The sequence below is a fragment of the Microbacterium sp. H6 genome, assembly GCF_003314775.1.
Taxonomy (GTDB): Bacteria; Actinomycetota; Actinomycetes; order Actinomycetales; family Microbacteriaceae; genus Microbacterium; species Microbacterium oxydans.
In genome coordinates this window covers 19,266-32,845 of sequence record NZ_QOAY01000289.1, presented here as the reverse complement: position 1 = coordinate 32,845, position 13,580 = coordinate 19,266, and the positions used below count along the sequence as shown (strand labels likewise).

Below are 13,580 nucleotides of genomic sequence, written 5' to 3'. Positions count from 1 at the left end.
AGGCAGCGGCGGCGCGGGGGGCGCGGCTTCCGCCGCGGCGGCGGCCTCCTCGCTGGTGATGACGGGGGTCGAACCCGTCAGACGGATCTCCCGCAGCTGCTTGCGCGTCAGCGGACCCTGCTCCTGGCGATCCGATGTACTCATGCCTTGCTCCGATACAGATGATGCTTCGCTATGTACTGAACGACCCCATCAGGGACCAGATACCAGACCGGCTGATCGTCGCGAACGCGTTCACGGCAGTCCGTCGATGAGATCGACAGCGCCGGCACTTCCAGTTGGCTGACGTTGTCGCTCGGGAGGCCGTCGGTGCTCAGGACATGTCCCGGGCGCGAGACCGCGACGAAGTGGGCCAACTCCCACAACTCATCATGGTCCCTCCAACTGAGAATTTGCGCCACGGCGTCGGCTCCGGTGATGAAGAAGAGGTCCGCATCCGGGCGATCACGCTTCAGATCGCGCAGCGTGTCGATCGTGTAGGTGGGCCCCTCACGGTCGATGTCGACCCGGCTCACGGTGAACTGCGGATTCGACGCGGTGGCGATCACCGTCATGAGGTAGCGATGCTCGCTCGGCGAGACGCCCGACTTCTGCCACGGGTGACCGGTGGGAACGAACACCACCTCGTCGAGGCCGAAGGAGTTCGCCACCTCGCTGGCTGCGACCAGGTGGCCATGGTGGATGGGGTCGAACGTGCCGCCCATCACACCTATGCGCGGGGGGCGCGTGGTCGCAGCGTCGTTCATGGGGGCCTAGTGGCCGTGTCCCGCCTCGTGGCCGTCCTTGCCGTGCTGTGCGGCCCAGGCCTCGGCCTTGGCCGAGTGGCGGTTGGCGACGTTCTTGTAGGAGAAGGTCACCAGTCCGAGGAAGGCGAACACGACCGCAGCGATGGCTCCGAAGATCACCGTTTCGAGCGCGACGTTGCCGTGGTGCTCTGTTTCGGCAGCGGCCATCGCGATCTGTGCGACGAGGTTCATCCTGACTCCGTTTCGTGGCGTGCTGTTCGGGATCCTGTGAGGTACAGCGTCCCCCAGTCTAGCCCTCAGCCGCGGGTCTGCCCCGACCCACGCGCGAGCCATTTCGTGCTGGTCAGCTCTGCGACGCCCATCGGCCCTCGAGCGTGCAGCTTCTGGGTCGAGATGCCGACCTCCGCGCCGAAGCCGAACTCGCCGCCGTCCGTGAAGCGGGTGGACGTGTTCACCATCACGACGGCGGAATCCACCTCGGCCAGGAAGCGCTCCGCATTGCGCGTGTCGGTCGTGATGATCGACTCCGTGTGACCCGTGCTGTAGCGGCGGATGTGGTCGAGCGCCTCGTCCAGGGACTCCACGACCTTGATCGCGATGTCGAGGCTGAGGTACTCGGTCTTCCAGTCCTCCTCTGTGGCGGGGATCACGTTCGACATGAGGCCGACGACCATGTCATCGCCGTGGATCGCGACGCCCTCGCTCTGCAGCGCGCTGGCCACCAGCGGGATCAGACGCGGTGCCGCCTGTCGATGCACGAGCACGGTCTCCACCGCATTGCACACGCTCGGCCGCTGCACCTTGGCGTTCACGACGATGTCGCTCGCCCAGTCGTCCGGGGCGGTCTCATCCAGGAAGATGTGAACGTTGCCTGCCCCGGTCTCGATCACAGGCACGGTCGATTCGGTGACGACGGTCTCGATGAGGCCGGCACTTCCCCGCGGCACCAGGACGTCGATGAACCCTCGCCCGTGCATGAGCGCCTTCGCGCCGTCCCGGCCGAAGTCGTCAATCGTCTGGATCGCCTCGGCTGTGAGCCCTGCACTCTCCACCGCCCGCCGCATCACGTCGACGAGCACGGTGTTCGACTCCCGGGCGGCGCTCCCGCCACGCAGCACGACGGCGTTGCCCGACTGCAGCGCCAGAGCGGCGATGTCGACCGTCACGTTGGGGCGGGCTTCGTAGATCGCGCCGACGACGCCGAAAGGTACGCGCACCTGCTCGAGGGCGACACCGTTGGGCATCCGGTGGCCGCCGACGACGCGCCCGACCGGGTCACCGAGAGCGGCGACCTCACGCACGGCGGCCGCCAGTGCCGCGACACGCTTCTCGTCGAGACGCAACCGATCGATGAGTGACTCCCCGATGCCCTCCGCGCGTCCGCGGGCGATGTCACGACCGTTCGCCTCGATGATCTGCACAGCGGAATCGCTCAGCGCCACAGCGATCGCTTCGAGCACTCGCGCCTTGTCATCGCTCGTGAGTGCAGCCGTGGCGCGAGAGGCCTCTTTGGCGCGCTCCAGGCGCACCTGCGGGGTCTGGTCGGTCATCCGCCCAGTTTATGAGGTGGCCGGCTCGAACCAGGTCCCTATTTCGGCGCCGGCCAGGGCCTGCGCGACGAGGTCGGCGCTGGTGACCAGCACACCGATGCCAGACGCCGCGGCAAGACGGGCGGCGGAGACCTTGGTCGCCGCTCCCCCGGTGCCCACGCTGTTGACGACGGTCGCCCCGAACTCCAGGCCGGTGAGATCGGCGTTCGGCGCGACCACGTCGATCGGCTCGGCGCCGGGATCGGTCGGAGGCTTCGTGTACAGCGACTCGATGTCGCTGAGCAGGATGAGGGCGTCCGCCTCGATCAGCTGAGCGACCAGCGCACCGAGCCGGTCGTTGTCACCGAAGCGGATCTCCTGTGTCGCGACCGTGTCGTTCTCGTTGACGATCGGAAGCGTGCGCAGGCCGAGCAGGCGCTCCATCGCGCGACGGGCGTTGGAACGCGACGTCGGGTTCTCGAGGTCACCGGTCGTCAGGAGCACCTGGCCCGCGACGATGTCGAACGGACGCAGCGACTCCTGATAGCGGTACATCAGGATGTTCTGGCCGACGGCGGCCGCGGCCTGCTGGGTCGCGAGGTCGGTCGGACGAGCATCCAGCCGCAGGAAGGGGATGCCGGACGCGATGGCACCCGACGACACCAGCACGACCTCGATCCCCCGCGCGTGCGCCGCAGCCAGGGCTTCGACGATGACGGGGATCCGCCATGAGGAGTCCCCGCTGATCGAGGACGACCCGACCTTGACGACGATGCGGGACGCGGTGGCGAGGTCCGCGCGGGTGCGTGCTGTCACTCGCCGTCCTCGCGGTACGCGGCGAGACGCTGCGTCTCCACCTCGGCGCGGGCTTCGGCCTTCGCGTCCATGCGCTCGTAGTACTGCTCACGGCGCTCGGAGGTGGTCCGGCGTGCGTTCGGAGCCAGACGCGGGTCGGTTCCGCGCGGCGCGGCCATCGCCTCGGCGGCGGACGTCATGGTGGGCTCCCAGTCGAACACGATGCTGTCGCCCTCGCCGATCACGACGGTCGACCCCTGCACGGCGCCGAGTCGGAACAGCTCGTCCTCCACGCCGAGCTTCTCGAGTCGATCCGCGAGGTAGCCCACGGCCTCCTCGTTCTGGAAGTCGGTCTGCTGCACCCAGCGGACCGGCTTCTCGCCAAGGATGCGGTACACGTTGCCGTAGGTGCCGCCCTCGACCCGGATGGTGAAGTCCTTCTTGGAACCACGCGGGCGGATCACGACGCGCTCCGGCGGTGTCTCGAGCGCCGCTTCGGCGCGGGCCTTCTCCACCAGCTCACCCAGTGCGAAGGTGAGAGGGCGCAGCCCCTCGTGCGAGACGGTGGAGATCTCGAACACGCGGAACCCACGAGCCTCGAGATCGGGGCGGACGAGGTCGGCGAGGTCGCGCGCCTCCGGCACATCGATCTTGTTCAGCGCGATGAGCTGCGGGCGCTCGAGCAGCGGAGTCTGCCCCTCGGGGACCTCGTACGCGCCGAGCTCGGCGAGGATGACGTCGAGATCGGAGATCGGATCGCGCCCCGGCTCGAGAGTCGCGCAGTCGAGCACGTGCAGCAGTGCGGAGCAGCGTTCGACGTGGCGCAGGAACTCGAGACCGAGCCCGCGGCCCTCGCTGGCGCCCTCGATGAGACCCGGCACGTCCGCGACGGTGTAGCGGAAGTCGCCCTGCTGAACGACGCCGAGGTTCGGGTGCAGGGTCGTGAAGGGGTAGTCGGCGATCTTGGGCCGCGCCGCCGAGATCGCGCCGATCAGGCTCGACTTGCCGGCGGACGGGTAGCCGACGAGAGCGATATCGGCGACCGTCTTCAGTTCGAGGACCACGTCGCCCTCGTATCCGGGCGTGCCGAGCAGGGCGAAGCCCGGTGCTTTGCGCTTGGGGGTGGCGAGAGCGGCGTTACCGAGCCCGCCCATCCCGCCCTTCGCGACGACGAACCGCTCGCCGGGGATGATCATGTCGATGAGGACTTCACCCGCGGTGTTCTTCACCACGGTGCCGACCGGCACGGGGAGCTCGAGCGTCTCACCCAGGAAGCCGGAACGGTGATCGCCCATGCCGGGACCGCCGTTGCCGGAGGACCGGTGCGGCGAGTGATGGTACGACAGCAGCGTTCCGGTCTGCGGGTCCGCCACGAGGACGACGTCTCCGCCGTCGCCGCCGTTGCCTCCATCGGGACCACCCAGCGGCTTGAACTTCTCGCGGTGCACGGAAACGCAGCCGTTGCCGCCCTTACCCGCACGAAGGTGCAGTGTGACGGTGTCGACGAACGTGACCATGTGCGGATTCCCCTGTATGTGAGTGGTGTTTCGGTGTGCAGATACACGGACGGGGCGAGCCGAAGCCCGCCCCGAACCGGATAACTAGTGTCGCGCTGTGATCACTCAGCTGCGGCGACGATGTTGACGACCTTGCGGCCGCCCTTCGCGCCGAACTGGACCGCACCGGCGGCCAGAGCGAACAGCGTGTCGTCGCCGCCACGGCCGACGTTGACGCCGGGGTGGAAGTGCGTGCCGCGCTGGCGGACGATGATCTCGCCGGCGAGGACCTGCTGACCGCCGAAGCGCTTCACGCCGAGGCGCTGAGCGTTGGAGTCACGACCGTTACGGGTTGAGCTTGCGCCCTTTTTATGTGCCATGTCCTAGTCCCCTCTGGCTTACTTGATGCCGGTGATCTTGACGCGCGTGAGCTCCTGACGGTGGCCCTGGCGCTTCTTGTAGCCGGTCTTGTTCTTGTACTTCTGGATGATGATCTTCGGGCCGCGGAGGTTGCCGATGACCTCAGCCGTGACCTTGACCTTGGCCAGCGAGTCAGCGTCGGTGGTCACCGTGGCGCCGTCGACGAGCAGCACCGCGGCCAGCTCGATCTTCTCGCCCTGGGCAGCCTTGACACGGTCGAGCTGAACGATCGTGCCGACCTCGACCTTCTCCTGCCGCCCACCGGCGCGCACTACTGCGTAAACCACTTCATACCTGTTTCGTTGGGGAGCTCGCGGCTCCGAGATCTCACGGGAAGACTGTTGCTTGCATGCACCGTGGAACGGCGGGCGCGAACGCAAGGCTCTCCGCTTCGACCGACGAGGACGACGCGGCATACGCACCAAGGGACTACTTTACCGGATGCGGGTCGGTGTCGCAAAGCGAGGTGGGTCCGTACATCGCGGCTCGCTCCAGCAGCCCCTGCCCCACCGGCGCGGACCTAGGCTGAAAGGGTGACCGTACTCGTCGACGACCCGCTCTGGCCCGCCCACGGACGCCTGTGGGCGCACCTCGTGAGCGACGAGAGCCTCGACGAGCTGCACGCGTTCGCGCGCGAGAACGACGTCGCCGCACGCGCTTTCGATCTCGACCACTACGACGTGCCGGAGGAGACCATCCCCCGGCTCGTCGCCGCCGGCGCCCAGCACGTCACGGGCAAGGAGCTGGTGCGCCGACTGATCGCCTCAGGACTCCGAGTCCGCAGCCGCGACCGGCGCTGACGGCTCGTTGTTCACCGAGACGGGCGTGCCGGTGAGCGCCGCTGTGCTCACCCGACGACGTCCTCGCCCCTGACCCGGCGCCTTCGGCTCCGGGAGAGCGTCGAGGACGGAGTCGAGCAGCGCCTCGGCGGGAGACTTCGGGCCCTTGCGGTCGCCGCCCCGCTTCTTGCGAGCCTTCTTCGGACGATCGGCACCTGCGGGCGCTTCCGACGTGACGTCGGCCGCCTCGGCTTCCGGCGCCCCATCCGCCGCCGGAGCGATGGTGGAGGCGGCGATCTGCGCGAGGGCCGACTTCGCCCCCTCCGTGATGCTGTGGGTGACCGCGGAGGCAGCCGGAGCGCTCTGGTTCTGAACGTTCCCGTTGCCACCGCCGCCGCGCTGACGACGCCCGCTCTGCCCGTTGCCGCCGCCGTTGTTGTTGCCGTTGGAGCGGTGCTTCACGACCGGGTCGTGGTGCACGATGACGCCGCGACCTGCGCAGACCTCGCAGGCCTCGCTGAAGGTCTCGAGCAGGCCGAGCCCCAGCTTCTTGCGCGTCATCTGCACGAGCCCGAGCGAGGTGACCTCGGCGACCTGGTGCTTGGTCCGGTCGCGGCTCAGGCATTCGATCAGGCGCCGCAGCACGAGATCGCGATTGGACTCCAGGACCATGTCGATGAAGTCGACGACGATGATGCCGCCGATGTCACGCAGGCGCAGCTGGCGGACGATCTCCTCCGCTGCCTCGAGGTTGTTCTTGGTGACCGTCTCCTCGAGGTTTCCGCCCGAGCCGACGAACTTGCCGGTGTTGACGTCGACGACCGTCATGGCCTCGGTGCGGTCGATCACGAGCGAGCCACCGGAGGGCAGCCACACCTTGCGATCGAGAGCCTTCTCGATCTGCTCCGTGATGCGGAACGCATCGAACGGATCGGTCTCGTCCTCATACGCCTCGACGCGCTCGAGCAGGTCGGGAGCCACGCTCTCCAGGTAGGCGCGGATGGTCTGCTGCGCATCCTCGCCCTGGATGAGCATCTTGGTGAAGTCCTCGTTGAAGACGTCGCGGACGATCTTCACGAGAAGGTCGGGCTCCGCGTGCAGGAGCGCGGGCGCCTGCTGGTTCTCGACCTGCTTCTGGATGTGCTCCCACTGCGAGGTGAGACGCTGCACGTCACGAGTGAGCTGGTCCTCGGTGGCACCCTCGGCCGCCGTGCGGACGATCACCCCGGAGGACTCCGGCAGCACCTCCTTGAGGATGCGCTTGAGGCGTGCCCGCTCGTTGTCGGGAAGCTTGCGGCTGATGCCGTTCATGGAACCGCCCGGCACGTAGACCAGGTAGCGGCCGGGCAGGGAGATCTGGCTGGTGAGACGAGCACCCTTGTGTCCGACCGGGTCCTTGGTGACCTGGACGAGCACGCGATCGCCGGGCTTGAGCGCCAGTTCGATGCGGCGCGGCTGGTTGCCCGTCTCGACGCCGTCCCAGTCGACCTCGCCGGAGTACAGCACGGCGTTGCGTCCACGACCGATGTCGACGAACGCGGCCTCCATGCTGGGAAGCACGTTCTGCACGCGTCCGAGGTAGACGTTGCCGATCAACGACGCGTCCTGGTTCCGGGCGACGTAGTGCTCGACCAGCACGCCGTCTTCGAGGACACCGATCTGCGTGCGGCCGTTCTTGGAGCGCACGACCATCTTGCGGTCGACGGACTCGCGACGTGCGAGGAACTCGGCCTCGGTCACGACGGGGCGACGACGACCAGCGTCACGCCCGTCCCGGCGACGCTGCTTCTTCGCCTCGAGGCGGGTGGATCCCTTGATGGCCTTCGGCTCGGTGATGTACTCGACGACGCGCTGACGCTGACGCGGCTCTTCGCGCTGGTCGTCACCCTCGGAACCGCCACGGCGGCGACGGCCGCGGCCGCGACCCGCGGGCTCGTCCTGCGACTGCTCGCGCTCGGCGATCCGGTCGAAGATGCGCTCGCGCCCCGGCTGCGCGGGGAGCGGGACGATCTCAGGCGCGTAGAAGTGCAGCTGTGTGGAGACCTGCGAGACGAACACCTCGGGAAGCAGACCGAGCGACACAGCAGTCACCAGACCCGGAGCTTCGGGAGCGGCCGGAGCTTCCTCCTCGGTGATGGTCGCCTCGACGGCGGTCGTCGACTGCGCGACCGACTCCTCTGCGGTGGCTTCCTCGACGACTCCGGCTTCCGAGGGCTTCTCCGCGACGGCGGACTCCCCCTCCGGCACCTCGAGCGCCTCAGCAGCAGCCTGGGCCTCGGCAGCCGCTTCCGCGTCAGCGGCAGCTTCGGCTTCCGCCTCAGCCACGGCATCAGCGACGGAATCGGCCGCGGCAGCGGCATCGTCGGCAGCAGCCGCGGCATCGTCCGCCGCGGCGTAGCCGGCGGCCACAGCATCGGCAGCGGCGTCCTCGGCCCGTTCAGCGGCGTCGGAGTTCTCGTCACCCTCGATCGACGCCTCTGCAGGGCCGTCGACATCCGGAGCGGTGGGCTCCGTCAGCTCTCCCGCGGCGTCAGCCGGGAAGTCGAGGGTGGGGGCGTTGTTGTCATTGTTCTCATCGGCCATCTCTGGCTTACTCCCTGCACGGGACACTAGGTGCCCCGTGAAATCTCATGCGGTACCCGCGGGTTCCGCGAACTCACTCGGTCTGCGACCGGCTCATGGCTCTGATCGCGTGGGGCATTGGACCCCGAAGTCTTCTCGACGCGTGTCGCGGCAAACGCCGTTCATCGCATCACAGGCCATTATCGCACGCTGCACGCCAACCGCCTACTTCCCAGTCGGCACATGGCATGTCGGGGTGGTGGGCCGAAGGCGGTGGGCCAAAATCACCCGCTCCGAAGGTGTTCGGCGGCTCTCTCTCAGACGTAACACGGTCAGAAGGGAGCACATTGTGTCCACCAAGAAGCACCGCGCGAGGATCTGGAATCCCGCCGCCCAGAAGCACGATGACTTGGGCTACTACGAGACCCCGGAGGAGCGAGACCTAGTCATCGCACAGGCCCGCCTGGAGCGCAGCCAGGGCCGCCTCCCGAGGGTGATTGAAGACAGGGCCAAGGGTGGAGAGTTGTTCGTGACCTTCGCGGAACGCACCGTCCTGGACCGTAAGCGCCGCGTCAGCCCGAGCACCTGGACCAACTACAACTCGATGCTCCAGCGCTGGATCATCCCCACCTTCGGCCAGATGAAGCTCCGAGACATCCGATCCCGTGATGTGGACCGGTGGTTCAACCACGTATTGCCTGAGGGCTCCCCGAGCAACGGCCAGCGGTACGCCGTGCTGTCCCTCATCATGCGCCGCGCCGTCATCATGGAGGAGATCACCTCCAACCCGTGCGTCCTGGAGGGCGTCAGCGCGACGAAATCGAAGCGGAGGCCTACGTGGAGCATCAAGGATTTCCACGTCCTCGTGGAGGCCGCAGCGGACAACCAGGAGCGCGCCCTCCTCTGGGTGCTCGCCGGGTCGGGATGCCGCATCGGTGAAGCCCTCGCGCTCAATGTGGAGGACGTGGACTTGGGCAACGGCGACATCACGGTCAAGGCCCACGTGGTCGGCACGACCATGGTGGAGGGCACGAAGGCCCATGCCGATCAGATCCGCCACCTCTCGCTCCTCCCGCAGTCCCGGGAGGCCATCAAGATCCACCTGGAGGAGTGCAAGCGGGTGATGCACCAGCCGTTGTTCACCCACAGCCGCGGAGGCCGGATGCACTACGACACCGCGCGCCGGATCTTCGACTCGATCCGGGGGTCCCGAGGACTGGACGCCTTCACGATTCACGACCTCCGCCATCTCGCCCTCACCGAGTTCGGCAAGACCGGCGCGACGTTGGCCGAGATCATGCAGAGGGGCGGACACTCCGACATGAGAACGGCGCTCCGTTACCAGCACGCCAGCCGTGAGCGCGACCGTGCGCTGGTCGAGAAGATGGCGCAGGCGTTCTCGTGACTGAGCCCCGGGACTTTGACGCGATTTTGCGAGAGGAAGAGAAGCGAGAGGCAGACGCGCGGATGAAGTCAAAATTCGCGGCCCTCTGGGCGGAGGCTAAGGCAGCGTTTCGCTCGGATGTCGGCCTCGTCATCGAGCTGGCCAACGAGGTGCATCGAGTGATCGAGTTCGAGCGGGATAGCACCGCCCGTAGCGAGCGCGCCCGGAAGGCCAGTGCTCTCGGTGTGGCTGCAAGAGCGGCACGGAAGGCGGAGCGCGATGCCGCCGAGGGCTAAACATCCTCGCTGACGGTCACGGCATTCCCCCACACCCAGCACCGGAACGTCTCGTCTTCCCCCTGGAACTCGATCCCGGCTGCGAGCGGCGTGGAGCGCATGATCTTGGCATTCACCCGCACGGCTTCAGCGCCGAATCGCACCCACGCCTGCACCCGCCGCTGCAAGGCGTGCGGGTAGACCGTGACAGGATGCTCTCGCAGGGCTAATTCTCGATCTGAGAGGGTCTGGAGCGGGCCGCGCCGGGCCGCTGCTGAGACGGAGGCACGCGCGCTGCGGACGTCGGTGGCGTACTTCAGTCGGTCGCTCGCGCCCACGGTCAGCCTCCTCTCGCGACCTAAATCGAGGGTAGCAAGAGTCGAACATACGTTCTATTCGGGATTCGGGATCAGGATTGGCTCTACCGCCTAGTAGCCTCGTGATACTCACGAGGGGGAATTCACATGTCGCACGACTACGACGTCGCGGTCACCTTCGCTGGGGAGGACCGCGCCTTTGTTGAGGCCGTGGTCGCCCAGGTGAAGGCGTCGGGGTTCACGGTGTTCTATGACGAGGACGCCAAGTCCGAGATGTGGGGCGTGGACCTCCCCGAGTTCTTCGCGGACATCTACGAGCGCCGCGCTCGGTACGCGATGATGTTCGTCTCGGTCCATTACGCCGCCAAGCCGTGGACCCGACTCGAACGTCGGAGCGTGCTTGCGCGAGCGATGCAGGAATCATCGCCGTACCTGCTTCCCGTCCGTTTGGACTCGACGGAGCTCCCCGGCGTGAGATCCACCATCGGCTATCTGGACGGGCTCAGAGAGACGCCCACGGGGGTGGCCAACGCGCTGAAGGCCAAGCTGGGTGCTCCGGCGACGTCGGGCGAGCGCAAGTTCAACGGGCGCGTTCCGCGCACGGACACCGAATTCGCGACCATGTTGGGCGAGCGCCCTCCGGCGTGGGAGTACTTGGCCCTCGCGTACTGGCTCCGCGAGGGAATCGATGCACGGCAAGACGCCTTCAACGATCACCGACTTCGGTTCGCTTTGCCCACTGACACCATCCCAGAAGACGCGCTGGTCGCGTTCGCGCAGTCTCAGCAAGCTCAACTTCTCGCTCTCGCCCAGAGCTTTGAAGATCTGTTGCTTGGCCCGGCTCAGGTGGCAGCACTCGGCGCTCCGGGTGAGCCGGGTGATCCCGCCCTTATCAAGCACCTGGCATCACGCATGATCGCCGTCTACCAGGCCCTCCTGGACTGGTCGAACCGCATCCGGAGCACAGCGACAGGAAGTGATGAAGGTCGAGAACTCCTCCAGGCTCTGGCTGAGTATGCCGCGCAACCGATTGAGGCTATCTACGCCTTCGTCTCCGAGTTTCAACAGAACATGGATGGGATGTCGGCTCGGCTGTTGGCGGGCGAGAACGTCAACCTAACCATGCGCATTGAGTTCGAGATCACAAAGGCAGTGAGCAAGCGTTATGAGGCCGCGCTGAAGGCGTTCGTACGCCGACGTCGCTGATCTAGATGCTCTCGGTGCTTCATTCCGTTCCCGGAGTGTCGCCAAGTAGCGAGGTGGCCATCCGAGACTATGAGCAGATGCTGCTCTGCTACACGGATGAATCCGACGAGGGTGGCTTCTTCGTGTTCTCGGGCGTGATCCTGAAGGGCAAGGGAGTTCTCCGACTGACGCGTGATCTAGACGGGATCGTGGCCCGGGCGTCTCGACAGCTTGGAGTGCCGAGGACGGCTGAGATCCACGCCTACGACGTCTTCCACATGAAGAATGACTGGGCAGGTATCTCCGCGGACGATAGCATCAGGATCTTCACCGAGGTGCTTGATGCTGTGATCGGGCACAGCCAGCGGATCGTCCTGCAGGGTGTTTCACGTGAACGGCTGCTGCGTAAGCAGACGCGTCAAAACTACCCGGAGGTCTACTCCGCGGAACGAGTTGCGCTGACCTACCTGCTACAACGCGTCGAGCAAATTGCGCGGAAGCGTACGACGCTTGTCATCGCTGACGAACGGCACGACAGTGCCGAGATGCGCGACCTCTTCAGTGATTTCAAGCTGATCGGCACGCCGGGCGCGTACATGCGCACCAATCTAGAACGCGTCATCGATACGATCCACTTCGCGCCTAGCCATCGCTCGCGGGCTTTGCAGGCGGCTGACGTGTTCGCATTTCTCTACCGACGCCGGCTAGCGGGCAAAGAGAGCAACCCTCTCGCCGAGGCAGCCATGAAAGAGCTGTGGAAGAGAGCTGAGACATCGAGAAAGCTCTACGCCCTTGGCTCTTGGCCCTAACGCGCGTGCCCGACAGGCTGCGCCGACATCATCGCTCCACCTCACCGGGAGGGAGATCCGCGAACTCACTAGCAGGCGTGAACGGTTCGCACGTTAGCAGGTGGTAACCGGCTTCACCTTCGAACAGCTTCCCGCCCATCTGGTCGGCGGCGTACACCGAGAAGGGGCGGCGGCTCTCGCACCGCACGTCACCGAACATGATCGCGACGCCCATGTCGCTCGCGATGGAGTTGTCCAGCTTGGTGACGTCGATGGATAGCGTCGTGGTCGAATAGTCCGTGTTGCTCTCAACGGAGCCCGTACCGTCGATCATGAACGAGCGAACCTGGTGAGGAGCGAGGGTGACGCTCGCTTGCTCTTCCACTGGCTGCGTTGGCCCGGTCGCGGTCGGTGCGCAAGCGGCGGCGGAGGTGATGATGCCCAGCATTACAACCGATGCCACGAGGCTCCGAATCGTCACCTCGGTTCGGTGGATCTCAGGCACTGAGCGCCCGATAGATCGTCGGGCGGCTCACGTCGAAGTAGGCGGCGATGTCGGTGATCGACTCGCCCTTCTCGACGCGCTCGCGGATGTCAGCGACCTTCTGCGGGGTGAGCTTGGCTCGACGTCCACCATTGCGACCACGTGCACGAGCTGCTGCGAGTCCATCCATCGTGCGGGCGCGCATCATGCTGTGCTCGAATTCTGCGAACGCGGCCACCATGGTGAAAAACAACTTCCCCTCCGGCGTCGTGGTGTCGATCTGCTGCTCGGTCGCTTCGAGGTTGATGCCTCGCGCTTCGAGGTCGGCGGCGATCTGGAGGAGATCCTTGGTGGATCGGCCCAGACGGTCCAGCCGGGTGATGACGAGAGTGTCGCCCTCGGTGAGTACATGGTCACGGACCATGGACCACACGGGGCGCTCGGACTTGGTGCCGGTGTACTTCTCCACATAGACCTTGTCGCACCCGGCTGCGGTCAGAGCGTCGTGCTGTGACTCAGGGTTCTGATCGGTGGTGGATACGCGGCCCATGCCGATGCGTCGAGTGCTCATGGATCAAATGTAACAGAAACGGTGCTGGAGTTACATAGATTTCGTACACGAGTTTTGGACGACGACACGCCGAGATTTCGGAGCGCTACGTTGAGTGTCCGTAGATGATCGTTTACGGACACTCAACGCCGGTCAGTGTCTGATAGCGACGAACTCCCTCGGCGCGTATTGTCTCCCGAACCGGCATCGGAGCGATGCGAGCACATCGAGGTCATCGGTATCGGCCATCCACACGCTCGGCTGTGCGTG

16 protein-coding genes are annotated in these 13,580 nt (G+C 66.1%); 5 read left to right on the top strand and 11 right to left on the bottom strand.

Annotation, left to right across the window (positions count from 1 at the left end; all coding sequences use genetic code 11):
* Positions 1-140: 140 nt before the first annotated feature.
* The 7 genes from nadD to rplU all read right to left on the bottom strand — a co-directional run bounded on the left by nadD (position 141) and on the right by rplU (position 5,273).
* Positions 141-746 carry a nicotinate-nucleotide adenylyltransferase gene (nadD, locus tag DSP71_RS18840; protein WP_021198523.1) on the bottom strand — a complete coding sequence of 202 codons (606 nt, stop codon included), beginning with the start codon at positions 744-746 and terminating at the stop codon, positions 141-143.
* Between the two features lie 6 nt (positions 747-752).
* Complete coding sequence (locus DSP71_RS18835; protein ID WP_021198522.1) at positions 753-977, bottom strand: hypothetical protein; 225 nt, start codon at positions 975-977, stop codon at positions 753-755.
* A 65-nt stretch (positions 978-1,042) separates the two neighbouring features.
* Positions 1,043-2,296, bottom strand: a complete 1,254-nt coding sequence (locus DSP71_RS18830; protein WP_113681812.1) for a glutamate-5-semialdehyde dehydrogenase — start codon at positions 2,294-2,296, stop codon at positions 1,043-1,045.
* Between the two features lie 9 nt (positions 2,297-2,305).
* The gene (gene proB, locus DSP71_RS18825; protein WP_046749239.1) at positions 2,306-3,091 is read right to left on the bottom strand and encodes a glutamate 5-kinase; all 786 of its coding nucleotides are present in this window, start codon (positions 3,089-3,091) and stop codon (positions 2,306-2,308) included.
* Positions 3,088-4,587: a GTPase ObgE gene (gene obgE, locus DSP71_RS18820; protein ID WP_046749240.1), complete on the bottom strand. Its 1,500-nt coding sequence runs from the start codon at positions 4,585-4,587 to the stop codon at positions 3,088-3,090. The genes proB and obgE overlap by 4 nt, the downstream gene beginning before the upstream one ends.
* Before the next feature lie 101 nt (positions 4,588-4,688).
* Entirely contained in the window at positions 4,689-4,946 is a 258-nt protein-coding gene (rpmA, locus tag DSP71_RS18815; protein ID WP_028501603.1) for a 50S ribosomal protein L27, read from the bottom strand.
* 18 nt (positions 4,947-4,964) lie between these two features.
* A complete protein-coding gene (gene rplU / locus DSP71_RS18810) occupies positions 4,965-5,273 on the bottom strand; it encodes a 50S ribosomal protein L21 (RefSeq protein WP_028501602.1) in 309 nt (102 codons plus the stop codon).
* 246 nt (positions 5,274-5,519) lie between these two features.
* Here rplU and DSP71_RS18805 point away from each other — a divergent pair, with 246 nt between their 5' ends.
* Positions 5,520-5,786: a DUF4031 domain-containing protein gene (locus DSP71_RS18805; protein WP_113681811.1), complete on the top strand. Its 267-nt coding sequence runs from the start codon at positions 5,520-5,522 to the stop codon at positions 5,784-5,786.
* On the opposite strand, the gene DSP71_RS18800 is transcribed toward DSP71_RS18805, so the two are convergent.
* Positions 5,751-8,348, bottom strand: coding sequence for an Rne/Rng family ribonuclease (locus tag DSP71_RS18800; protein ID WP_113681814.1), 2,598 nt, complete (start codon positions 8,346-8,348; stop codon positions 5,751-5,753). The two genes, DSP71_RS18805 and DSP71_RS18800, sit on opposite strands and share 36 nt — an antisense overlap.
* A 328-nt stretch (positions 8,349-8,676) precedes the next feature.
* Between DSP71_RS18800 and DSP71_RS18795 the strand changes: the two genes are divergently transcribed.
* Entirely contained in the window at positions 8,677-9,732 is a 1,056-nt protein-coding gene (locus DSP71_RS18795) for a site-specific integrase (protein WP_147251398.1), read from the top strand.
* Complete coding sequence (locus DSP71_RS18790; protein WP_113681809.1) at positions 9,729-10,007, top strand: hypothetical protein; 279 nt, start codon at positions 9,729-9,731, stop codon at positions 10,005-10,007. The genes DSP71_RS18795 and DSP71_RS18790 overlap by 4 nt, the downstream gene beginning before the upstream one ends.
* On the opposite strand, the gene DSP71_RS18785 is transcribed toward DSP71_RS18790, so the two are convergent.
* Positions 10,004-10,324, bottom strand: a complete 321-nt coding sequence (locus DSP71_RS18785) for a hypothetical protein (protein WP_113681808.1) — start codon at positions 10,322-10,324, stop codon at positions 10,004-10,006. The two genes, DSP71_RS18790 and DSP71_RS18785, sit on opposite strands and share 4 nt — an antisense overlap.
* A gap of 126 nt (positions 10,325-10,450) precedes the next feature.
* Here DSP71_RS18785 and DSP71_RS18780 point away from each other — a divergent pair, with 126 nt between their 5' ends.
* Positions 10,451-11,509: a toll/interleukin-1 receptor domain-containing protein gene (locus tag DSP71_RS18780; protein ID WP_113681807.1), complete on the top strand. Its 1,059-nt coding sequence runs from the start codon at positions 10,451-10,453 to the stop codon at positions 11,507-11,509.
* 77 nt (positions 11,510-11,586) lie between these two features.
* Positions 11,587-12,297: a DUF3800 domain-containing protein gene (locus DSP71_RS18775; protein WP_257022323.1), complete on the top strand. Its 711-nt coding sequence runs from the start codon at positions 11,587-11,589 to the stop codon at positions 12,295-12,297.
* A 28-nt stretch (positions 12,298-12,325) separates the two neighbouring features.
* On the opposite strand, the gene DSP71_RS18770 is transcribed toward DSP71_RS18775, so the two are convergent.
* Positions 12,326-12,724 carry a hypothetical protein gene (locus DSP71_RS18770; RefSeq protein ID WP_147251397.1) on the bottom strand — a complete coding sequence of 133 codons (399 nt, stop codon included), beginning with the start codon at positions 12,722-12,724 and terminating at the stop codon, positions 12,326-12,328.
* A gap of 49 nt (positions 12,725-12,773) precedes the next feature.
* The gene (locus tag DSP71_RS18765) at positions 12,774-13,331 is read right to left on the bottom strand and encodes a recombinase family protein (protein ID WP_113681804.1); all 558 of its coding nucleotides are present in this window, start codon (positions 13,329-13,331) and stop codon (positions 12,774-12,776) included.
* Between the last annotated feature and the right edge of the window lie 249 nt (positions 13,332-13,580).

Coding starts and splice junctions, on each gene's coding strand:
- nadD (WP_021198523.1), bottom strand. CDS start 746: ATGAACGACGCTGCGACCACGCGCCCCCCGCGCATAGGTGTGATGGGC.
- DSP71_RS18835 (WP_021198522.1), bottom strand. CDS start 977: ATGAACCTCGTCGCACAGATCGCGATGGCCGCTGCCGAAACAGAGCAC.
- DSP71_RS18830 (WP_113681812.1), bottom strand. CDS start 2,296: ATGACCGACCAGACCCCGCAGGTGCGCCTGGAGCGCGCCAAAGAGGCC.
- obgE (WP_046749240.1), bottom strand. CDS start 4,587: ATGGTCACGTTCGTCGACACCGTCACACTGCACCTTCGTGCGGGTAAG.
- rpmA (WP_028501603.1), bottom strand. CDS start 4,946: ATGGCACATAAAAAGGGCGCAAGCTCAACCCGTAACGGTCGTGACTCC.
- DSP71_RS18800 (WP_113681814.1), bottom strand. CDS start 8,348: ATGGCCGATGAGAACAATGACAACAACGCCCCCACCCTCGACTTCCCG.
- DSP71_RS18780 (WP_113681807.1), top strand. CDS start 10,451: ATGTCGCACGACTACGACGTCGCGGTCACCTTCGCTGGGGAGGACCGC.
- DSP71_RS18775 (WP_257022323.1), top strand. CDS start 11,587: ATGCTGCTCTGCTACACGGATGAATCCGACGAGGGTGGCTTCTTCGTG.
- DSP71_RS18770 (WP_147251397.1), bottom strand. CDS start 12,724: ATGCTGGGCATCATCACCTCCGCCGCCGCTTGCGCACCGACCGCGACC.
- DSP71_RS18765 (WP_113681804.1), bottom strand. CDS start 13,331: ATGAGCACTCGACGCATCGGCATGGGCCGCGTATCCACCACCGATCAG.